This window comes from Arthrobacter sp. C2 (assembly GCA_024207135.1).
GTDB lineage: Bacteria > Actinomycetota > Actinomycetes > Actinomycetales > Micrococcaceae > Paeniglutamicibacter.
On the sequence record CP042428.1, the window covers coordinates 3,204,541 to 3,226,074 of the forward strand.

Sequence of the window (21,534 nt, forward strand, 5' to 3'; positions counted from 1 at the left end):
GAACGCCGAGGGTGAACAATGTTATCCCTTGGGCGAACATGCAACACTTGCCCGAATTTGATGCGTAGCATCGAAATACGTGTTAGCTAGGAGTGTGCCGCATGTTTGAGAGATTTACCGACCGTGCCCGTCGCGTTGTCGTGCTTGCCCAAGAAGAGGCGCGCATGCTCAACCACAACTACATCGGAACCGAGCACGTATTGCTCGGCCTCATCCATGAGGGCGAGGGAGTAGCGGCCAAGGCCCTTGAGTCGCTGAACATCTCTCTCGGCGCCGTGCGTGAGCAGGTCCAAGAGATCATCGGACAGGGCCAGCAGGCTCCGTCCGGTCATATTCCCTTCACCCCCCGGGCCAAGAAGGTGCTCGAGCTCTCGCTGCGCGAGGCGCTCCAGCTAGGCCACAACTACATCGGCACCGAGCACATCCTGCTCGGCCTGATTCGCGAGGGCGAGGGCGTTGCCGCCCAGGTCCTGGTGAAGCTCGGCGCCGATCTGTCCCGCGTGCGCCAGCAGGTCATCCAGCTGCTCTCCGGTTACCAGGGCGGCAAGGAAACCGCGGGTGCCGGCGTCAGCTCCGGCGGCCAGACCGAAGGCACTCCGGCAGGTTCGGCTGTGCTGGACCAGTTCGGCCGCAACCTCACCGCCGCTGCCCGCGAAGGCAAGCTCGACCCGGTCATCGGGCGCGAGTTCGAGATGGAACGCGTCATGCAGGTCCTCTCGCGACGAACCAAGAACAACCCGGTGCTCATCGGCGAGCCCGGCGTCGGCAAGACCGCGGTCGTCGAAGGGCTTGCCCAGGCGATCGTGCGCGGCGACGTCCCGGAAACCATCAAGGACAAGCAGCTCTACACCCTTGACCTCGGTTCCCTGGTGGCCGGTTCCCGCTACCGCGGTGACTTCGAGGAACGCCTGAAGAAGGTCCTCAAGGAAATCCGCACGCGCGGCGACATCATCCTCTTCATTGACGAGATCCACACGCTGGTCGGTGCCGGTGCCGCCGAAGGCGCCATCGATGCGGCCTCGATCCTCAAGCCCATGCTGGCCCGAGGCGAACTGCAGACCATCGGCGCGACCACGCTTGACGAGTACCGCAAGCACATCGAGAAGGACGCGGCCCTCGAACGCCGTTTCCAGCCGATCCAGGTCAAGGAACCTTCGGTGGAGCACACCACGCAGATCCTGCGTGGGCTGCGCGACCGCTACGAGGCACACCACCGCGTCTCCATCACCGATGGGGCGCTCGTGGCCGCCGCCGAACTGGCGCACCGCTACATCTCCGACCGGTTCCTTCCGGACAAGGCCATCGACTTGATCGACGAGGCCGGTGCACGCCTGCGCATCCGCCGCATGACCGCGCCCCCGGCTCTCAAGGCCATGGACGAGGAAATCTCCACGGTCCGACTGGAGAAGGAAGCCGCCATCGATGCGCAGGACTTCGAAGGTGCCGCCGCCTTGCGCGACAAGGAAGGCAAGCTCCAGGAAGCCCGCGCGGAGAAGGAAAAGGCCTGGAAGAACGGTGAGCTCGACGAGATCGCCGAGGTCGATGCCGACCTGATCGCCGAGGTCCTGGCCAACTCCACCGGCATCCCGGTCATCAAGCTGACCGAGGAAGAATCCACGCGACTGCTGAACATGGAAGATGAGCTGCACAAGCGGGTCATCGGCCAGGACGAGGCAATCAAGGCCATCTCCCAGGCCATCCGCCGCACCCGTGCCGGGCTGAAGGACCCGAACCGCCCCGGCGGCTCGTTCATCTTCGCCGGCCCCACCGGCGTCGGCAAGACCGAGTTGGCCAAGGCCCTCGCGGAGTTCCTCTTCGGTGAGGAAGACGCGCTGATCACGCTGGACATGTCCGAGTACTCGGAGAAGCACACGGTCTCGCGTCTCTTCGGTGCCCCTCCGGGCTACGTCGGCTACGAGGAAGGTGGCCAGCTGACCGAGAAGGTCCGTCGCCGCCCGTTCTCCGTGGTGCTCTTCGACGAGGTCGAGAAGGCCCACGCCGACCTCTTCAACTCGTTGCTGCAGATCCTGGAAGACGGCCGTTTGACCGACTCCCAGGGGCGTGTCGTGGACTTCAAGAACACGATCATCATCATGACCACCAACCTTGGCACCCGCGACATTTCCAAGGGCGTCATGACCGGCTTCCAGTCGTCCAGCGATACCAAGACCGGTTACAACCGGATGCAGGCCAAGGTCCAGGAAGAGCTGCGCCAGCACTTCCGTCCCGAGTTCCTGAACCGTGTTGACGACGTTGTGGTGTTCCCGCAGCTGACCCAGGACGAGATCGTGGAGATCGTGGACCTGTTCCTCGGACGCCTGCGCAAGCGCCTGGTGGACCGGAACATGACCATCGAGCTGTCGCAGGCCGCACGCGTCCTGCTGGCAACCCGCGGCTACGATCCGGCCATGGGCGCCCGGCCGCTGCGCCGGACCATGCAGCGCGACATCGAGGACCAGCTTTCGGAGAAGATCCTCTTTGGCGAGCTGGTCGCCGGACAACACATCAAGGTCGATGTCGACGGCGAGGGCGACGAAGCGACGTTCACCTTCCACGGCGAGGGCGGAACCCCGCAGATCGAGGGCGAACCGGCCCCGGTCGCCATCGAGGGCTAGGCCCGAAGCAAGCAACTACGCCCCTGGGGCGGCATCCGCAAGGAAGGCCACCCCAGGGGCGTTTTGCATGCGCCGGCAACGGTCCGGGGCTTCAGCTACACAATTGACCTCGGGCCCCGGCCCCGGGCATAGGATACGTAGATGAATTCCTTTACCGTCAGGCGGGCCAAGACCAGCGATGTGAAGAGCATCCGAAACCTGGTCCGGCCGCTGGCCGAGAACCGCGTCCTGCTGGAAAAGGAGGCGGTCGCCTACTACGAGAACCTTCAGGAGTTCTTCGTTGCCGAGGATTCGGAGGGGAATGTCATCGGCTGCGGCGGGCTGCACGTGATGTGGGAAGACATTGCCGAGGTCCGCACCCTGGCCACGGACGCCGGATGGCGCGGCCACGGCGTGGGGCACCGCCTGCTGCAGAAGCTCCTCGCCGAGGCCCGCGAGCTGGGGGTGTCACGGGTGTTCTGCCTGACCTTCGAGGTCGACTTCTTCCTGCGCAACGGGTTCTCCGTGATGGCCGAGCAGTCCGCCGTCGACCCGGAGGTCTACTCCGAGCTCCTGCGCTCCACCGACGAGGGCGTGGCCGAGTTCCTGGACTTGGCCCGGGTCAAGCCAAACACGCTGGGCAACACCCGGATGATCACCCACTTCTAGCTGCGGAACTGACCCGAACCTTCCGGGTCAGTGCGGCAACCCGATGCCCGCGGCGGATTGCTGGGCCAGGCCGTCGGCCAGCAGGGACCCCAGGGCGCGTTCGCGTTGCTCGGCGCCGGCTTCCAGCGCGTGCAGGCCGACCCACGCCTGGTGGACGGGCTCCGCCTCGCGGGCCGGGTTCAGCCGGCGGGGATCCTGCCCCTCGAGCGCAAGGTCGGGGACCCCGAGCAGCTCGGAGCGGTCCACCGGGCCGGCGGAGTGCCGCAGCACCGCCATCATGGCCCCGCGCACCTGCCGGTCGGTGCCGTGCCACGGCTGGCCCTTGGGCTTGTAGTGCGGTTCGGGCCGTCCGGCGGCAATCCAGGCACAGCTCTCGAGCACCGGGCAGTCCTCGCAGCGCGGGGATCGGGCCGTGCACACCAGTGCACCGAGTTCCATCACGGCGATGTTCCAGCCGTTGGCAAGAGCTGTGCCGTTCGGATCCTCGGGCCCGGAGGCGGGGAGCAGGCGTGCGGCCAGCGCGAGTTCGGCGGCGTTCTGGTTTTGTTCCGGCAACGCCTTGCCGCTGACCAGACGGGCGTGGACCCGGCGGATGTTGGTGTCCACCACCACGGTGGGGACCTTGAACGCGAAGCACGCGATGGCCGCGGCGGTGTAGGTGCCGATTCCGGGCAGGGCGAGCAGCTCCGCCTCGGTCCCCGGGACCCGGCCGCCATGCTCGTTGGCGATCACGGTGGCGGCGGCATGCAGGCGCAGGGCCCGGCGCGGGTAGCCCAGCCGGCCCCAGGCCTTGACGGCCTCGGCGACCGGCTCTGCGGCCAGCGCGGCCGGGGTGGGCCAACGTTCCATCCAGGCCTCCCACACCGGGAGCACCCGAACCACCGGGGTCTGCTGCAGCATGAACTCCGAGACCATCACGGCCCATGGCCCGGCAGGCTCGCGGCGCCATGGCAGGTCGCGGGCATGGGCGAGGTACCAGTCGGTGATTTCACGGTGGATCTTCGGCAGGTCGGGGTGGGCCACGATGGGGAGAAATCCTTTGGCTGGAAGGGGAATGCTGGCGATATCACTCTAGCTGGCGGCGTGGGAGTCGGGATCAAAACGATTGGTTTCGTAGCCTTGAGGCATGGCACAAAAGCAGGTCCGTTCCACCCGCCCCTCCGCACGGGTTTTTCGGCGTCGTCGACTCGCGGTGCTCATTGCCACGCTGGTTCTCATCGGGCTTGTGGCATGGGCCGGATTCGGCATTGCTTCCCTGCTGCGCCCCGCCGACCCGGGTGCCGCCCCGGCGCCAAGCCAGGGGGGAGGAAGCTCCACGCAGGCATCCGTTGAACCCACCGCGGAGCCTTCCGCGGGCCCGGCGGTGTGCCCCGAGGGGGACGTGGTCGTCACGGCATCCACGGCCCGGGCCACCCACGGACCGGCCGACAACCCGGTGCTGGTGATGACGATCAAGAACGCCGGGACGACCGAGTGCCTGGTCAACGTGGGCACCAGCCAGCAGGATTTCTCCGTCACGAGCGGGGCGGACCGGATCTTTTCCACCTCGGACTGCGTGCAGGACCCGATGGACACGGAAATCGCCATCAAGCCGGGCGCCAGCGAGACCGCCCGCTTCACCTGGACCCGGGCGCGCAGCGCGCCGGGCTGCAAGGTCGTCAATGCGAAGCCGCGGCCGGGCTGGTACGGATTCACCGCGAAACTGGGGGACCTGACCAGCGAGACCGCAAAGTTCGAATTGAAGTAGCGCGGCGGCCGGCCAGTTCTCCGGCTTAGAGGAAGCGGTCCAGCAGCGAGGACTCGGCGACGCGCGAGAGCCCCTCGCGCACGGTGCGGGCGCGTTGCTCGCCGATCCCGTCCACCGCCATCAGGTCCTCGATGTTGGCGGCCATCAGCCGCTGCAGGCCGCCGAAGTTGTTGACCAGCCGGTCGGCCACCGCGCGCGGCACCGACTTGATTCCCGCGAGCAACCGGTGTCCCTTGGGCGCCACGACGGCCTCGAGCGAATCGATGCCGGGGCTGATGCCCAGGATGGCGGCGAACTTGCCCAGGTCGATCAGGTCGGTGGAATCAAGGTTCTGCAGCTTCTTCAGTGCCGCGTCGATGTCCAGTTCCTCGCGGCCCAGGTTCGAGTAGTCCTTCAGCAAAAGGTCCGAGCCCGGGCCAAGGCCTGCGGAAAGCTCGTCGAGCTGCAGCGCGAGCAGTCGGCCGTCGGCGCCGAGCTCCAGCACGTACTGGGCAATCTCCTCGGAGATGCGGCGCACCATTTCCTGGCGCTGCAGCACCGCCGCGACGTCGCGGACCGTCACGACGGCCTCGATCTCGGCCGCGGACAGCGCGCTGGTGACTTGGTCCAGGCGGGAGCGGTAGCGTTCCAGCGTGGCAAGTGCCTGGTTTCCGCGGGCCAGCACCGGTTCGGAGCCCTCGAGCAGGTAGCGGATGCCCTGGACGTACAGGGCGATGATGTGCATCGACTGCGAGACCGAGACGACCGGGAAACCGGTCTGGATGGCCACGCGCTCGGCGGTGCGGTGCCGGGTTCCCGATTCCTGGGTGGGGATCGAGTGGTCCGGGACCAGCTGGACCCCGGCACGCAGGATGTTGGAACCGTCCTTGTCGCAGACGATCGCCCCGTCCATCTTGGCCAGCTCGCGCAGCCGCGTGGGGGAGAAGGCGATGTCGATGTCGAAGCCGCCGGAGCAGATCGAATCGACCACCCGGTCGTGCCCCAGCACGATCAGCGCGCCGGTGCGGCCGCGCAGGATGCGCTCCAACCCGTCGCGCAGCTCCGTTCCGGGTGCAACGCGGGCCAGCGTGGCGCGCAGCGCATCTTCGGGGCTCTTCGACATGGGTGGCCATTTCCTTCCAGGGGACTACTACCTATCGTATGGCCACGGCCGGACCCCGACCCGCCCTTTGGGGCAGGTCGGGGACACTTCGGTACCCCTTTGTTACCGAAGCCACGCTCAGGCGCCGGTCTTGACGCGTTGTTCGAAGGCGATGTCCAGCGCCTCGAGCACCGAGGAGACCGTGAAGACCCTGATCGAGTCCGGGATGTTCTTCGGCGGCTGCGGGGATGCCGGGACCATGGCGTAGCGGAATCCGAGCCGTTCGGCCTCGATGATCCGCCTGCCGATCTCCGGCACCGGGCGAACCTCCCCGGCCAGCCCGACCTCGCCGAAGGCCACGAACTGCGGCGGCAGCGGATGGTTGTGCATCGAGGAGGCAAGCGCCAGCGCGGTGGCCAGGTCCGTTGCCGGTTCGCTCAGCTTGACCCCGCCGACGGTGGCCACGTAGGAGTCGAGCCCGCCCAGCTCCATCCGGGCCCGCGATTGCAGCACCGCCAGGATCATCTGGGTGCGCGCCGCGTCCAGGCCGCTGGTGGCCCGGCGGGGGATGGCGCTGGTGGCCCGCGAGAGCAGGGTCTGCACCTCGGCAACCAGGGGCCGGCGGCCCTCGAGGGTCACGGTGATGCAGGTGCCGGGAACCGGGTCTTTGGTGCGGGTGACGAAGAGCCCGGAGGGGTCGGCCAGGCCCTCGATGCCGCCCTCGGTCAAGTCGAAGCAGCCGACCTCGTCGGTGGGGCCGTAGCGGTTCTTCAGGGCGCGCAGCAGCCGCAGGCGGGAGTGGCGCTCGCCGTCGAACTGGCACACCACATCCACCAGGTGCTCAAGCGTCCGTGGCCCGGCGATCGAGCCGTCCTTGGTGACGTGGCCGACCAGGATGGTGGTCATGTTCCGCCGCTTGGCCGCGTTGATCAGGGATGCGGCAACCTCCTTGACCTGGGAAATGCCGCCCGCGGTCCCGTCGACCTCGGACGAGGCCAGGGTCTGCACGGAGTCGATGATCAGCAGCTCCGGGTCGATCTTTTCCACCTGGCCCAGCGCGATGCCCAGGTCGGTCTCGGCGGTCAGGTAGAGGGTCTCCGCCATCGCGTTGATGCGTTCGGCGCGGACCTTGACCTGGGCGGCGGATTCCTCGCCGGTGATGTACAGGACCCTGCGGCCGGTGCGTGCGGCGCGCGCCGCGACGTCCAGCAGCAGCGTGGACTTGCCCACCCCTGGCTCCCCGGCCAGCAGGATGACGGCCCCAGGCACCAGCCCGCCGCCGAGCACCCGGTCAAGCTCATCCACCCCGGAGGTGCGGTAGGAGGCGGCGGTGGCATCGACCTCGCCGATGGGCTGGGCGGGGACCGCGATGGTGGTTGCCACGGTGGTCTTGGCCGTGACCGCGCCCATTTCCTCCACGGTGCCCCAGGCCTGGCATTCGCCGCAACGGCCCACCCATTTCACGGCGCTCCACCCGCATTCCGCGCAACGGTATGCGGGTGTGTTCTTGGTGCGGGAATTCTTAGCCATGTGCTTGATGCTAGTGCCCGGCGCCAACGGTTTGGTTTCGCCGCGGCGGGCTTTCGCTACAGGCGCGGCAGCAGTGCGACTGCGTCTTCGTGGCTGACGCCGGAGGCCTCGAGCAGGTCGACCACCAAGGGGCGCAACAGCAGCACCATGCCCTCGCCCTGCAGCCCGCTGACCTGAAGCGTCTGGGGATCCAGCCGGGCTGCGCACTCGGCCAGCTCGCGCTGCGCCCGCCCCACGGCCCGTTGGTACCCGGACTCGTTTGTTTCCAGCACCGCATAGCCGAAGGCGTCCACGGCCTCGGCCAACTCACCCAGCAGGCTGGCCACGGCTTCTACCCCGCGGTCGGTCAGCGCGCCGTGGTTGATCACCGTGGCCAATCTCCGGGCCAGGACCCGGGAGTTGCGCATCGCCAGGTCTGTTTTTTCGGCCGCGATCGACAACCGCTCCAGGTCCGAACGGCGTCGCCGGTGGGCAGGGGCCAGTGTGGCAACCTCGTGTGCCACGTTCAGTGCCGCGGGCAGGGAGTCCATGAGCTTTTGGGTGCCGCGGGCGCGGACCAGTGCGTGGAAGGCCAGGGTGGCATCCGAGGAGCTCACGGCGCGCGCGCACTCCTGGAGAATCCCCGAAAGCTCACTGAGCAGCTTGCCGAGTTCGGCAATGGGTGTGCGGCGCGGGTCCCGCGGAAAGACCATGACAATCAACAGGCCGCACAGCGAGCCGACCACGGCGTCCAGGGAGCGGCTGAACGGGCCGGCCGCATCGGCGATGGGCAGCAGGACCACGAGCACCGACTGCAGGCCCAGCTGGGTGGTGAAGATGGGACCGGAATCCAGGAAACGGGCGATCGTCAGGGACAGGAAGAGCACCAATCCCGCCTGCCACAGGCCGCTTCCCAGCAAGGTGAGTAGCAGGTCGCCGACCGCCACGCCCAGGGTGCAGCCGATGGCGACTTCAAGGGATCGGCGCACCGTGGTCGCGGTGCCGAAGCCCAGCACCAGCAGGCCGCTGGTTGCGGCAAAGATCGGCCCGACGTGCCCCAGCAATTGCTCGGCAATCCAATAGGCCAGCACCGCGGAGGCGGTCATCTGGATGATCCTGGGGAACGAAGTGCCCGCGCGGCGCATGCCCACGCGGTAGCGGCGCTTGACGAAGGTCCATGCTCCGCCCGCCGAAGTTCCGATTCCCATGGGCAACAGTCTGTCACGGCTTGGGCGCCGCACCGGCAAGTGTTAAACGTGACGCGAAACACCGGTGCGAATCAGCCGTGTTCACCTTGCGTTCACCTTCATCGCAGTAGCTGGTTACCTGCGGGGCCTAACTTCGTATTGAAGCGATGTGCCGGCGTGCGCATCCTTGGGAACAAACCAGGACGACACGTTTCGTCATTGACAGGCATTTGAAAGAGGATAACTCGTGAAGCTTCATCGCATTGGCAGCGCGGCTGCTGTTCTTACCGTCGCCGCCCTGGCCCTGACCGCCTGCGGTTCGGACAGCCCGACCGCCTCGGCCGGCACGGCTGACTCGACCGGCGGCTCCGCCGCTGCGGTTTCCGGCACGTTGACCGGTTCCGGCGCGTCCTCGCAGAAGTCCGCCATGGAAGCCTGGAAGGCCGGCTTCGAAGCCGCCACCCCCGGCACCATGGTCCAGTACTCCCCGGACGGTTCCGGCGCGGGCCGCAAGGCCTTCCTGGCCGGCGGCGCGCAGTTCGCAGGCTCGGATGCCTACCTGAAGGACGAGGAAATCGAATCCTCGAAGGAAATCTGCGGCCCCGAGGGTGCCTTCAACGTCCCGGCCTACGTTTCCCCGATCGCGGTTGCCTTCAACCTTCCGGGCGTCGAAACCCTGAACCTTGACGCGGCCACCATCGCCAAGATCTTCAAGCTGGAAATCACCAAGTGGAACGATCCGGCCATCGCCGCAACCAATGAAGGCGTGAGCCTTCCGGACACCGCCATCACCGTGGTGCACCGCAACGACGAGTCGGGCACGACCGAGAACTTTGTCGACTACCTCGCGGCCGCCGCGAAGGACGTCTGGACCTACGACGTCTCCGGCGACTGGCCCAAGGACCTCGCAAGCGAGAACGCCAAGGGCACCTCCGGCGTCGTGGCCACCACGACCGCCACCGAGGGCGCAATCACCTACGCCGACTTCTCCGCCGTGGGCAAGCTCGGCACCGTGAACGTGAAGGTCGGCGACGACTTCACCGAGATCTCCGCGGAGGCAGCAGCCAAGGGCGTCGAGGCAGCCACCCCGGTCGAAGGCCGCGGCGCACTGGACATGTCCCTGGACCTGAAGCGCGACACCACCGAGTCCGGGTCCTACCCGATCATCCTGGTCTCCTACCACGTGTTCTGCTCCAGCTACAAGGACCAGGCAACCGTTGACCTGGTCAAGAGCTTCGGCGAGTACGTGCTCTCCGAAGCCGGCCAGAAGGAAGCCGCAGCTTCCGCCGGAAACGCACCGCTCTCTGCCAAGATGAGCGAAGCGGCAATCAAGTCGATCGACTCCATCAAGGTTGCTTCCTAGCTGTCACACTCCCGCCGGGGAACGTCGAATCATCGATATTCCCCGGCGGGCGCAGTAGCATCGCACTTGCCCCTCTCCACATCCCGGCGCAAGCGGGCCGTCCGATCCCCCTGAACCCGTTTGCACAACATCCAAAGGCTTACCCATATGACTACCAACGCGCTTCGGCGCAACGGATCCAAGGGACAGGCCGGAGACAAAATCTTCTCCGGTGCCGCGCTGGGCGCAGGCATCCTGATCCTCGCAACGCTGCTTGCGGTGGCGATCTTCCTGTTCATCCAGGCGCTGCCCACCTTCACCGCCGACCCGACGCTGGTCAGCGGCGGCGAGGGCTTCCTCGCCTACATCTTCCCGATCGTCATCGGCACCGTCATCGCGGCTGCCATAGCCCTGCTGATCGCCACCCCGGTCGGCATTGCCGTGGCGCTGTTCATCTCGCACTACGCCCCGCGCCGGCTGGCCGCCGGGCTCGGCTACGTCATCGACCTGCTGGCAGCGATCCCGTCGGTCATCTACGGAGCCTGGGGCTACCTGGTGCTGGCCCCGGCGCTGGTCCCCAGCTTCCAGTGGCTGTCCGAGAACCTCGGCTTCATCCCGCTCTTTGAAGGCCCGGCTTCGCAGACCGGCAAGACCATCCTCACCGCCGGCATCGTGCTCGCCGTGATGGTCCTCCCGATCATCACCTCGCTGAGCCGCGAGATCTTCCTGCAGACCCCGAAGCTGCATGAGGAAGCCGCGCTCGCGCTGGGCGCCACGCGCTGGGAAATGATCACCATGTCGGTGCTTCCCTTCGCCCGCCCCGGCATCATCTCCGCCGTGATGCTCGGCCTGGGCCGCGCCCTGGGTGAGACCATGGCCGTTGCCCTGGTGCTGTCCACCGGCGGGTTGATCCCGTCGCTGATCAAGTCCGGCAACCAGACCATCGCCGCGGAGATCGCACTGAACTTCCCCGAGGCCTTCGGCCTGCGCCTGGCCGAGCTGATCGCCGCCGGCCTGGTGCTGTTCGTGATCACCCTGGTGGTCAACCTCATCGCCCGGGCCATCATCGCCCGCCACAAGGAATTCTCGGGAGCCAACTGATGAGTGCCACAACCACGCGCAAGACCTCGAACGATTCGCGCAACGTGCAGAACCCGCCGCCGGTTGCCCGCAAGCGCAACTCCCTGGCCAAGGGCCACCTGCCCCGCTGGGCGGTGCCGGGCATCGCCGCGGCCTCGCTGATCCTGGGGGCCGCGGCCTCCACGCTCGGCGGCTTCTCGGTGGCAACCCTGGCCATCTACACAGCCATCATCTTCGTCATCGCCTCCACCGTCATCACCACGCTGGTGGAGGGCCCGCGCCAGGGCCGCAACGCGCTGGCCACCAACCTGGTCTACGCAGCCTTCCTGCTGGCACTGATCCCGCTGGCTTCCGTGCTGTTCACGGTGCTGCAAAAGGGACTGCCGGGCATCAACACGCACTTCCTGTTCCACTCCATGAACGGGATCACCGGCGCGGTCGACAACGCCAGCGTCGAAGACGGCACCCCGGTGCTCGGCGGGGCCTACCACGCGGTCATCGGCACGCTGCTGATCACCCTGTGGTCGACGGTCATCTCGGTGCCCGTGGGCATGCTGACAGCAATCTACCTGGTCGAATACGGAAAGAACGGGCCGCTGGCCCGCGCCATCACCTTCTTCGTCGACGTGATGACCGGCATCCCCTCGATCGTCGCCGGCCTCTTCGCCACCGCGCTGTTCGCGGTGCTGATGGGCCCCACCGCCCGCATGGGCATCGTCGCCGCAGTCGCGTTGAGCGTGCTGATGATCCCCACGGTGGTCCGCTCCACCGAGGAAATGCTCAAGATCGTCCCGAACGAGCTGCGCGAGGCCGCCTACGCCTTGGGCGTGCGCAAGTGGCGCACCATCGCCAAGGTCGTCATCCCTACGGCCATCTCCGGCATCGCCTCCGGCGTCACCCTGGCCATCGCCCGCGTCATCGGCGAAACCGCACCGATCTTGGTCACCGCCGGCCTGGCGAACAACATCAACGTGAACGTCTTCGGCAACTGGATGGCCACGCTGCCGACGTTCATCTACTACCAGATCCTCACCCCGACCTCGCCGACCAACGTGGACCCCTCGATCCAGCGTGCCTGGGCCGCGGCCCTGCTGCTGATCATCATGGTCATGGTGCTCAACCTCGGTGCCCGGCTGGTTGCCGGCCTGTTCGCCCCCAAGAAGGGCCGTTGAGCCTTTAGGCTCCGGACCCGACACCAAAAAACTTTCTAAGGAACAACCACCATGTCAAAGCGCATCGACGTCAAAGACCTCAACGTCTACTACTCCAAGTTCCTGGCCGTTGAAGATGTCAACATCGAAATCGAAGCCAAGTCCGTCACCGCGTTCATCGGCCCCTCGGGCTGCGGGAAGTCCACCTTCCTGCGCACCCTGAACCGCATGCACGAGGTCATCCCCGGCGGCCGCGTCGAGGGCGAGGTCCTCCTGGACGGGGACAACCTCTACGAATCCGGCGTCGACCCGGTGACCGTGCGCAGCCAGATCGGCATGGTCTTCCAGCGGCCCAACCCGTTCCCGACCATGTCCATCAAGGACAATGTGCTGGCCGGGGTCAAGCTCAACGGCAAGAAGATCTCCAGGTCCGATGCGGACTCGCTGGTGGAGAAGTCGCTGCGCGGGGCCAACCTCTGGAACGAGGTCAAGGACCGCCTGGACAAGCCCGGATCGGGCCTCTCCGGCGGCCAGCAGCAGCGCCTGTGCATCGCCCGCACCATCGCGGTGAAGCCGCAGGTGATCCTGATGGACGAGCCGTGCTCGGCCCTGGACCCGATCTCCACCCTGGCCATCGAGGACCTGATCAACGAGCTCAAGAGCGAGTTCACCGTGGTGATCGTGACCCACAACATGCAGCAGGCCGCACGCGTGAGCGACAAGACCGCGTTCTTCAACATCGCCGGAACCGGCAAGCCCGGCAAGCTGATCGAATACGCGGAAACCGCGACGATCTTCTCCAACCCGGCCGTCAAGGCCACCGAGGACTACGTCTCGGGCCGCTTCGGATAATCCCCGCCCGGGGAAAACACGCAACACCAGAATTCGCCGGCATGACCGAACAGGTCGTGGCGGCGGTACCGGAAGGGGGATCTTCCGGGGATCCCTGGAGGGGGATCGCGACGGCGGAGGAATGTGCGCGAGTCTTGCGCACCTTCCTCCGCCGTCGCCTCGTTTAAGCCCAACAGGCCTGGTTGTTCAGCCGCATGCCTGGCCCGTTCCGGAGGAAATCCGGATTCAGGTCGGCAGATGCGAAGGATCTTGGGCTTGCCCTTGCCTCACCACACCAGGGTCGACTTTTTGCGGAAAACGACCTGCCCTTCCGTAAAGTCGCTGGGAGACGACATCTTTGCTTCGCCTTTAGCGGCCCTCTCCACGGAGTGTCGCATCACTGCGGGAAGCGCCTCAGAGAATGGATCGATGGTTCCTTTACGATGAATGCCAAGCACCGCGCGCCGACCGGGCCGAAGCCGAACAGACGGCCATCGAAGGCCCGGAAAGCCAGCCGCATGGGCCTGGTTCCGCAGATCATTTCCGTAGCCGTGCTGCTTTCAGGCCTGTCGTGGGGTGGCGTCTCGTTGGCGACATCCATTGTTGAGAAACGAGAACTGACACAAACAGGGGTGCAGGCACCGGCCACGGTCACCCAGCACCACAAGAAAACCGTGGGCGGCAGAACCACCAGCGTGTACCACCTGATTGACTACACCTTCACGCCAATCGGCAAGGCAGAGGAACACCCCACCGAGGTGATATTGCCCTCGGATCTGTGGAACACGGTGGAAGCCGGCTCAACAATCATGGTGACGTACAACGCCTCAAACCCCGCCGACAACCAGCCGACGATGATACTCAAGCGCCTATCGCCGTTTGCGTCCGACATGATCGGCATGTTGGTAGGAATAGCGGTGGCGGTGGTCTTCACTTGGTTCTCGTGGCAGTTGTTCCGGGTGATCACATCACGACGGCGAAAGCCCAAAACCCCCAACCCGGGAACCCGCGGAACCGCGACGGGCACGGCGAAGCCTGACAGGTCCAAGGTCCAGCAGGCAGCCGCCGAGTTCGGCGTGCTGGCGCTTCTGCTGCTCATCTTTCTGGCGATCCTGGCGGCGTTCTTCACCGTGTTTGTCTGTGGCATAGAATTCGTCGGTCCACTCGTTGTGGAGTTGATGCAGAATAGCCTGCTCTGAGTCGCGCGGGGTTCGAGGCAGGCACCATCTCCGGGCGGGACGCTACGATGCCCTGCACCATCGCCACCGCCACGGCGGCCCGATTAGCCCGGAGGGATAGTTGGCACGCACGTGTGGAGCGGTGTGGGATCGCACGATTTGGCGGTGCCGCGCCACCGGGCCTGCCCGCAGCGGGCCCGTGACCTCGGTATGGTGGGGAGCCGGTACGACCCCCAAATAGGAGGAAACAACGTGAGCCAAGAAACCGCAGCGGTGCACCACGTGAGCCGGGCCGGGGACCTGCACGGGTTCGTGGTGAAGGCCATGGCCGCGGTCGGGGCCTCCGGGACGGATGCCGCCTACATGGCGGACCAGCTGCTCGCCTCGGAGCTGGCCGGCCACCCCTCGCACGGGATGCGCAGGCTTCCCGAGTACGTCGACCGGGCGCTGCAGGGATTCGCGCGGCCCGGGGCCCGGGCCGCGATCGAGCTGGACACCGGCTCCCTGGTGCGCATGGACGGCAACGGCACCTACGGGCACTTTGCGCTGCGCGATGCCACGGCGGTGGCCGTGGCCCGTGCCAAGGCCCACGGGATCGCCGCGGTCGCGGTGCGCAACAGCGAGTATGCGGGGCGGTTTGCCCCGTTCTGCCAGGAGGCGGCCAACGCGGGGGTGGCGACCCTGCTGTTCGGGAACAACAACGGTGCCGGGCAGGTCGTGGTGCCGCCGGGCGGCACCCGGGCGCGGCTGTCGACCAACCCGATTGCCGCCGGGGTCCCGCGCAGCCAGGCACCGCACCTGGTCATCGACTTTGCCACCAGCACCGTCGCCGGCGGCCGGCTGGCGGAGGAACGCGACCGCGGTGCCGAGCTTCCGGAGCAGTGGGTGACCCCCGACGGGCTGCTCAAGCCCTTTGGCGGGTTCAAGGGCTTCGGGCTGGCGCTGCTGGTCGAGGCACTGGGCGGGGCGCTGACGGGCTCGGAAACCGTGTCGGAGCGGAAGACGGCCGACCACCAGGGGGCCCTGGTGATCGCGATCGACGTGGCGCAGCTGCGCGAGCTGCACGACTTCACCGCCCAGGTCGAGGAGTTCATCGCCCATGTGAAATCCGGCGAACCGGAGGACGGCAACGGACCCATCCGGGTGCCGGGCGAAGGCCCGTCGGTGGGGGACGGGTGCCCGGCCGGGCACCCGGTGGAGGTCAACTCCAGGACCTGGTCGGAACTCGGGCGGATCGCCGCGGAGCTGAAGCTGGCAATGCCCGCGTTGACCCAGGGGCGCTAATTTCCAAGGGCAATGGCCAAGGGGCCGTTGCCCGGCGGGCGCTCGCCGGTCAGTTCACCAGCGGGTGCATGGCCAGGTACAGGATCCCGCCCACGACGGCGCACACAAGTGGGGTGGCGACCCAGTGCCGCAGGATGCGGTTCACGTGCCGCCAGGTCACGGACTCGAAGCGCTGGTTTGCGCCGGCCCCGACAATCGAGCTGGTGACCGCCTGGGTGGTGGAGATCGGCAGGTGGATCAGCATGGCGCCGAGGAAGAGCATGGCCGCGGAGACCGACTGGGCGACCATGCCGCGCAACGGGTCCATGTTGACCAGCCGGTAGGCAAGGGTGTGGGCGATGCGCCAGCCGCCAAAGAGGACACCGGCGGCCAGGCAGCCGGCGCCGAGCAGCTGCGGGCCGAGCATGATGGAGCCGGGCTCGGCTGCACCGGCGGTCACCAGGGCCAGGGTCAGGAAGGCACCGGTGCGCTGGCCGTCCTGCAGCCCGTTGCCCAGGGCCACCGCGCACGCCGCAATGGCCTGGCCGGCACGGGACACGCCGTTGACGTCGGAGGCCGTTGAATGGCGCACCAGCCAGGTGACGGGGATGACCAGGGCGTAGGAGACGGCGAAGGCGAAGACCGGGGTGAAGACCAGCGGCAGCAGCACCCCGCCGGCGAGCATCCGCCAGGCGTCATGCACGCCGTCGTTGCCCAGCAGCGCGGAGGCGCCGGAGGCCCCGGCAAGCGCCGCGATCAGCGAATGCGTGGAGGACACCGGCAGCCCGCGCCACCAGCACAGCAGCGCCCAGGCGCCGCCCGCAAGCAACGCGGACAGCAGCAGGGCCAGGCCCGGGATCCCGGTCGGGACGTTGAGTTCCACCGCCGAAATCAGGTAGACCCCGAAGCTGGTCGAAAGCATGGTGCCCGCGAAGGTGAAGAACGCCGCCACCAGGACCGCATAGGTGGGGGTCAGCGCCCGGTTGCGCACCGCGACTGCAACGGAGTTCGAGGCGTCGCGGAAGCCGTTGAGGAACGCGAAGGCGCAGGTGCACAACAGCACCACGACCATCATGAAGGATTGTCCGGTAATCACGCCCGGCTCAGGATTCCTTGACCAGGACTCGGCCAAGGTGGTCGGCCACGGCGCGCAGGGATTGCGCAGAGGCCAGGAACTGCTCGGCGACCGAGCGGTGGCGGATGATGGTTCCGGCCTTGCTCAGTTCCCCGATCTCCCCAACCCAGGTTCGGTGGGTCCGGTGCGCCCGCTTGGAGATCCGCACCAGTTCCAGCCACAGGTCCTCGAGGTCGTCCAGGTGCTGGAGCTGGCCCAGGGCCTGGGTGGTGAGCTCGGCCTGCCGCCCGATGAGTTCAAGCTGTTCGGCCGCCCGGTGCGAAAGCTGGCGCTTGCCCAGGTGGGAGATGAGGTCGCCGGCGCCGCTGAGCTGTTCGACCGCCTCGTGGAGCAGGCGGGAAAAGGTGTAGACGTCCTCGCGCGGCAACGGGTTGACGTAGCTGGTGCGCAGGTGGGTGAGCACCGCGTAGTGCAGGTCGGTGGTCTTGACCTCGGAGGCGTTGAGCGCCTCGAGGTGCAGTTCGCGGTCCTCGTCGGATCCAAGCATTTCGGAGAGCACGCCGACGCAGTGGTGGACCTCGGTGGCCAGGTCGCGCAGGAGCTCTAGGCCACGCGTGTCCGAAGGGAACAATCTAAACTTCACGAAGATACCACCGGATGGAAAGGAAAGTGCGGGTCGATGCCCAGTTTACGCATCGAAGGTTAACAAGCCCGTCCGGGACGGTGTGAAGTGTGTCCCCTGAGAATGCGGGGAAGAAGTTGGCGGTGCCGAACCGGGAGCGCCTCTCGGCGGAAGGCCGCTCGTAGCGGCTGAAAGTTGGAGCCCGGGGCTGCCGCGGTCCGGCACCGTGAGTCCAGTTTTCTAGGAAACAGGCCTTCCTGTCAACATGGGGCGCCCCATATTCGCGCGCAGCGTGAAGGAATTCTCAGTCAAGCTCCCCTGCCCGCCATGAGGCAGCTGCGGATTCCAGGTCCTCGGCGGTCTTCACCAGGGCGTGGGCCCGGGTGGTCATCAGCGTGGCACGCTCCGGGTGTGAGAGCTCGGCCGCGTCGGCTTGTTCGGCCTGGCCCAGGGCGATGACCCGGCAGTAGGCGGCGGTGCGTTCCAATGCGACGTCGAACTCGCCGTCGAAGGCGCCCGTGAGGATCGAGCTGGTCATGGCGCACAGCTCCTCGGCGCCCGGAGGCTCCGCGGCTCCGGCAACGACGCGCTCGACCTGGGCCAGGTGGGCGCCGGCGGCAAAGAAGGAGGCCATGGCCTCGGGGTTGTTGACCGTTGCGGCTCTGATTGCGTACAAGCGCCACAGCGCCCCGGGAAGCGACCGGGCCGGGGCCTTGGACCAGAGCTCCGCAATGACCTCCAGGCCCTCGTCCTCGGCGAGCCGCACGAGGCGCTCGCGGACCTGGGGGTCGTTGTTGAGTTTTCCGGCGTGGACCAGCGCCTGGGCCGAGAGGTGCGCGGCCTCCGAGACGCGTGCCGGATCGGCGCCGCCTTCGAACGGGTCGAAGTCCATGGGCGCGAACGGCTTGGGCTTGTGGTGGCGGAACGTGGTTGCCGGAGGAGTCAATGCTGGATGGCCTTTCATGGGCTAGAGGATACTCTGCCCGGCTGGATACTTGCCCATCGGCGGGCAGGCCGGCCGGACCGGAGGCAACATGCGTGGTGACCGCTGCGGCCGCTGCCCCGCCCGGGTCCAGGCCTGCGCGGCCCGCCAATTGGAGTTGGGCCGCTGCCTGCCCTGGCCGGGAAGCCGGTGGGCAACGCGGCCATGACGAGGGTGACCACCACAAACCCCCGGGTTCCACGTGCCGGTTGAATCTGGCCAGGATGTCCAGAAGATGCCGGGTTATCCGCTAATATGGGTGATGGCTAAGTGCCAATGCGCCTTTAGCTCAGTTGGTAGAGCACTGGACTTTTAATCCATTGGTCGCGGGTTCGAGCCCCGCAGGGCGCACAGATCAGTCCCCGTTCTCCTTGGGAGAGCGGGGATCTTCTGTTTCCGGATGGCTTGGCCAGCGATGGCCCGGCCTCGTGATCGTCCTGCGTCATGCCAGGAGTGCCAGCGCGTGTTTCAGGCCCGAACTGATGGACGGCACTGCCCCCGACCCGCGTCGGCTTGGCCCCGGGCCCCCTTGTTCCCTTCGGCCGTCGAACTGCGGCCTGCGCTCGCGGACGGCAGCCCCCGCGCGCAACGAAGCCCCCGTGCCAAGCAGCAAGCGATGGCGACCGGCCCGGGGTGCCCCGGGCGCGTGAGGGGCGGTGCGCCACCGCCGAAATCAAACGACCAAGATTCGGGAATTTCCCTCTTGCGCGACCGCTATTCAGTGTTACTATTTAGTGGTAGTTAGCAGTACAGAGTAGTTAGGGAGAGGGGTTCCGTGGGCAAGCAAATGACCGAGATGCTCAAGGGCACGCTCGAGGGCATGATCCTCGCGATCCTGGCCGTGCGGCCGGCATACGGCTACGAGATCACGGCCCGGCTGCGCGAGGAGGGCTTCTCCGACATCGTCGAGGGCACCGTATACGCCGTGCTGATCAGGATCGAGAAGCGCGACCTCGTCGACGTCGAAAAGGTCCCGTCCGAAAAGGGGCCACCACGCAAGGTCTACTCGCTGAACGCACAGGGCGGCGAGTACCTGGAGGAGTTCTGGGGGACCTGGAGCTTCCTTGCGGAACGGATCGCAGAACTGAAGCAGCACATTGAAAACACGCAGGAAAAAGGAGAGTAGACATGGCAGCAAAATGGATCGAACTGGTCACCGGATCGTTCGAGGATAAGAAACGCTGGCGCCAGTACAAGGCGCGCAAGGAACAGCTCCCCACGAGCTATCGAACCGCGATCGACGGGATCGAGCGCTACTTCATGTACGCCGGGTCGATCGTCAAGGGCGATGTCTTCATGCAGATGCTCGAGGAGCTCGCCGACCTGATCGAGCGCGCAGCCACCGACGGCACCCCGATCCGGGACATCGTCGGGGAAGACCCGGTCGAGTTCGCCGATGCCTTCATCGCAAACTACGCGGATGGCCAATGGATCAACAAGGAACGCAAACGCCTGAACGATGCCATCGACCAGTCCGTCGACGAAGCCTGACCCCACCGGAAACGGAGAAACCCCTATGGAAACAGACCAAGCCCCCGGGCCCGCGATCCGGGTGCGGGGCATCGAGAAATCCTTCAAGGACCTGCAGGTGCTGCGGGGCGTCGACTTCGACGTGTGGACGGGCAGCATCTTCGCGCTGCTCGGCTCCAACGGCGCCGGAAAGACCACGCTGGTGCGGATTCTCTCGACGCTGCTGAAGGCCGACGCGGGCACCGCGGCGGTCAACGGCTTCGACGTCGCCGCCCAGCCAAGCCAGGTGCGCGAGTCGATCAGCCTGACCGGCCAGTTCGCCGCGGTCGACGAGGTGCTCACCGGCCGGGAGAACCTGGTGCTGATCGCCAGGCTGCGCCACCTGAAGGACCCCGGCGCGATCGCCGAGGACCTGCTAGCCCGCTTCGGGCTCACCGAGGCGGGGAACCGCAAGGCCTCGACGTACTCCGGCGGCATGCGCCGCCGGCTCGACATCGCGATGAGCCTGATCGGCAATCCGCCGGTCATCTTCCTCGACGAGCCCACCACCGGACTGGATCCGCAGGCCCGACTCGAGGTGTGGCAGACCGTCAGGGGCCTTGCCGCCGCCGGCACGACCGTGCTGCTCACGACGCAATACCTTGACGAGGCCGAGACCCTGGCGGACCGCATTGCGATCCTGCACAGGGGCACCATCATCCAAAACGGCACCCTCGCCGAACTCAAGGCACTGCTCCCGCCCGCCAAGCTCGAATACGTCGAGAAGCAGCCTTCCCTCGAAGACGTCTTCCTGGCCCTCGTCGAAGAGAGCGGCGGGATTGACACCGCCACGGGCGGCCGCACCGACGGCACGGTCCAAGCGGGAAAGGAAATCCAATGACCACCCACGTCCTGGCCGACACCGGCGTCCTGACCGGCCGCTCGCTGCGCCACATTCTGCGCAGCCCCGACACCATCATCACCACCGTCATCACCCCGATCGCCCTGATGCTGCTGTTCGTGTACGTGCTCGGCGGCGCGATCAATACCGGCTCCGGGCAGTCATACGTCAACTACATGCTCCCGGGCATCCTGTTGATCACCATCGCCTCCGGCGTCGCGTACACCGCCTACCGCCTGTTCCTGGACATGCAGGGCGGCATCTTCGAACGCTTCGCCTCCATGCCGATCGCCCGCTCGTCCGTGCTCTGGGCCCACGTGCTGACGTCCCTGGCCGCAAACCTTCTCTCCGTTGCGGCGGTCGTCGGCGTCGCGCTGCTCATGGGCTTCCGCACGGGGGCCTCGGTGGGCGCCTGGATCGCCGTGGTCGGCACCCTGGTCCTCTTCACCCTCGCGCTGACCTGGATCGCCGTGATCGCCGGACTCTCGGCAAAGACGGTCGACGGGGCTAGCGCGTTCAGCTACCCGTTGATCTTCCTCCCGTTCATCTCTTCGGCCTTTGTGCCCACCGGGTCGATGCCCGGCCCCGTGGCGTGGTTCGCCGAGAACCAGCCGGTGACCTCCATCGTGAACACCGTCCGGGCATTGTTCGCCCAGCAGCCCGTCGGCAACGACATCTGGATCGCGCTGGCCTGGCTGCTCGGCATCCTGGCCGTCTCCTACGGGTTCGCGATCGCCAAGTACCGCCGCAAGATCCGCTGAGGCGCCGGGGCCCGCAGCTCCGCCGCCGTGAACGTCACGCGACAAAGCGGCGTTGGCTTGTGAAGACACAGGCCACGTCGCTTTCGTCGTGCCAAGCGAGGGGGCCGTGGAG

20 protein-coding genes and 1 tRNA gene are annotated in these 21,534 nt (G+C 66.8%); 14 read left to right on the forward strand and 7 right to left on the reverse strand.

The genetic code is table 11. The features are described from left to right. Positions 1-101: 101 nt before the first annotated feature. Positions 102-2,615: an ATP-dependent Clp protease ATP-binding subunit gene (locus tag FPY90_RS14840; protein WP_498681806.1), complete on the forward strand. Its 2,514-nt coding sequence runs from the start codon at positions 102-104 to the stop codon at positions 2,613-2,615. A 141-nt stretch (positions 2,616-2,756) separates the two neighbouring features. Continuing rightward, complete coding sequence (locus FPY90_RS14845) at positions 2,757-3,263, forward strand: amino-acid N-acetyltransferase (RefSeq protein WP_071214550.1); 507 nt, start codon at positions 2,757-2,759, stop codon at positions 3,261-3,263. A gap of 27 nt (positions 3,264-3,290) precedes the next feature. On the opposite strand, the gene FPY90_RS14850 is transcribed toward FPY90_RS14845, so the two are convergent. Then, positions 3,291-4,286: an HhH-GPD family protein gene (locus FPY90_RS14850; RefSeq protein ID WP_498681808.1), complete on the reverse strand. Its 996-nt coding sequence runs from the start codon at positions 4,284-4,286 to the stop codon at positions 3,291-3,293. 103 nt (positions 4,287-4,389) lie between these two features. Here FPY90_RS14850 and FPY90_RS14855 point away from each other — a divergent pair, with 103 nt between their 5' ends. Next, on the forward strand, positions 4,390-5,010 hold the full coding sequence (locus tag FPY90_RS14855) for a hypothetical protein (protein WP_498681810.1): 621 nt from the start codon (positions 4,390-4,392) through the stop codon (positions 5,008-5,010). A 25-nt stretch (positions 5,011-5,035) separates the two neighbouring features. Here FPY90_RS14855 and disA read toward each other — a convergent pair whose 3' ends face one another. From disA to FPY90_RS14870, 3 genes are all read right to left on the reverse strand, one after another. Then, positions 5,036-6,112: a DNA integrity scanning diadenylate cyclase DisA gene (disA, locus tag FPY90_RS14860; protein WP_071214553.1), complete on the reverse strand. Its 1,077-nt coding sequence runs from the start codon at positions 6,110-6,112 to the stop codon at positions 5,036-5,038. A gap of 117 nt (positions 6,113-6,229) precedes the next feature. After that, positions 6,230-7,621: a DNA repair protein RadA gene (gene radA, locus FPY90_RS14865; protein ID WP_071214554.1), complete on the reverse strand. Its 1,392-nt coding sequence runs from the start codon at positions 7,619-7,621 to the stop codon at positions 6,230-6,232. 56 nt (positions 7,622-7,677) lie between these two features. Then, positions 7,678-8,808, reverse strand: a complete 1,131-nt coding sequence (locus tag FPY90_RS14870; protein ID WP_071214555.1) for an FUSC family protein — start codon at positions 8,806-8,808, stop codon at positions 7,678-7,680. 226 nt (positions 8,809-9,034) lie between these two features. Here FPY90_RS14870 and pstS point away from each other — a divergent pair, with 226 nt between their 5' ends. The 6 genes from pstS (at position 9,035) to FPY90_RS14900 (ending at position 15,653) form a co-directional block, all read left to right on the forward strand. After that, a complete protein-coding gene (gene pstS / locus FPY90_RS14875) occupies positions 9,035-10,150 on the forward strand; it encodes a phosphate ABC transporter substrate-binding protein PstS (RefSeq protein WP_498681814.1) in 1,116 nt (371 codons plus the stop codon). Between the two features lie 147 nt (positions 10,151-10,297). Then, positions 10,298-11,230 carry a phosphate ABC transporter permease subunit PstC gene (pstC, locus tag FPY90_RS14880; protein WP_498681815.1) on the forward strand — a complete coding sequence of 311 codons (933 nt, stop codon included), beginning with the start codon at positions 10,298-10,300 and terminating at the stop codon, positions 11,228-11,230. Further along, entirely contained in the window at positions 11,230-12,381 is a 1,152-nt protein-coding gene (pstA, locus tag FPY90_RS14885) for a phosphate ABC transporter permease PstA (protein ID WP_498681817.1), read from the forward strand. The genes pstC and pstA overlap by 1 nt, the downstream gene beginning before the upstream one ends. Positions 12,382-12,432: 51 nt before the next feature. Beyond that, complete coding sequence (gene pstB / locus FPY90_RS14890) at positions 12,433-13,212, forward strand: phosphate ABC transporter ATP-binding protein PstB (RefSeq protein WP_071214559.1); 780 nt, start codon at positions 12,433-12,435, stop codon at positions 13,210-13,212. 422 nt (positions 13,213-13,634) lie between these two features. After that, positions 13,635-14,390 (forward strand): DUF3592 domain-containing protein, encoded by a 756-nt coding sequence (locus FPY90_RS14895; RefSeq protein ID WP_498681819.1) that lies wholly within the window; start codon positions 13,635-13,637, stop codon positions 14,388-14,390. Between the two features lie 231 nt (positions 14,391-14,621). Continuing rightward, positions 14,622-15,653, forward strand: coding sequence for an Ldh family oxidoreductase (locus FPY90_RS14900; RefSeq protein WP_498681821.1), 1,032 nt, complete (start codon positions 14,622-14,624; stop codon positions 15,651-15,653). A gap of 49 nt (positions 15,654-15,702) precedes the next feature. Here the strand turns inward: FPY90_RS14900 and FPY90_RS14905 are convergent, their stop codons facing one another. The 3 genes from FPY90_RS14905 to FPY90_RS14915 form a co-directional block, all read right to left on the reverse strand. Beyond that, the gene (locus tag FPY90_RS14905) at positions 15,703-16,728 is read right to left on the reverse strand and encodes an inorganic phosphate transporter (protein WP_083411178.1); all 1,026 of its coding nucleotides are present in this window, start codon (positions 16,726-16,728) and stop codon (positions 15,703-15,705) included. Positions 16,729-16,735: 7 nt separating this feature from the next. Then, positions 16,736-17,350, reverse strand: a complete 615-nt coding sequence (locus FPY90_RS14910; protein ID WP_071214563.1) for a hypothetical protein — start codon at positions 17,348-17,350, stop codon at positions 16,736-16,738. A gap of 283 nt (positions 17,351-17,633) precedes the next feature. Beyond that, positions 17,634-18,293 (reverse strand): hypothetical protein, encoded by a 660-nt coding sequence (locus FPY90_RS14915; protein WP_071214564.1) that lies wholly within the window; start codon positions 18,291-18,293, stop codon positions 17,634-17,636. Positions 18,294-18,589: 296 nt separating this feature from the next. On the opposite strand from FPY90_RS14915, the gene FPY90_RS14920 reads away from it, so the two are divergent. The 5 genes from FPY90_RS14920 to FPY90_RS14940 all read left to right on the forward strand — a co-directional run bounded on the left by FPY90_RS14920 (position 18,590) and on the right by FPY90_RS14940 (position 21,422). Beyond that, positions 18,590-18,662: transfer RNA gene (locus FPY90_RS14920), tRNA-Lys, on the forward strand. Between the two features lie 424 nt (positions 18,663-19,086). Further along, positions 19,087-19,437: a PadR family transcriptional regulator gene (locus FPY90_RS14925; RefSeq protein WP_071214565.1), complete on the forward strand. Its 351-nt coding sequence runs from the start codon at positions 19,087-19,089 to the stop codon at positions 19,435-19,437. A 2-nt stretch (positions 19,438-19,439) separates the two neighbouring features. After that, positions 19,440-19,802 carry a DUF1048 domain-containing protein gene (locus FPY90_RS14930; protein WP_498681826.1) on the forward strand — a complete coding sequence of 121 codons (363 nt, stop codon included), beginning with the start codon at positions 19,440-19,442 and terminating at the stop codon, positions 19,800-19,802. A gap of 25 nt (positions 19,803-19,827) precedes the next feature. Continuing rightward, positions 19,828-20,661 carry an ABC transporter ATP-binding protein gene (locus tag FPY90_RS14935; protein WP_071214567.1) on the forward strand — a complete coding sequence of 278 codons (834 nt, stop codon included), beginning with the start codon at positions 19,828-19,830 and terminating at the stop codon, positions 20,659-20,661. Then, complete coding sequence (locus FPY90_RS14940) at positions 20,658-21,422, forward strand: ABC transporter permease (RefSeq protein ID WP_071214568.1); 765 nt, start codon at positions 20,658-20,660, stop codon at positions 21,420-21,422. The genes FPY90_RS14935 and FPY90_RS14940 overlap by 4 nt, the downstream gene beginning before the upstream one ends. The last annotated feature ends 112 nt before the right edge of the window (positions 21,423-21,534 follow it).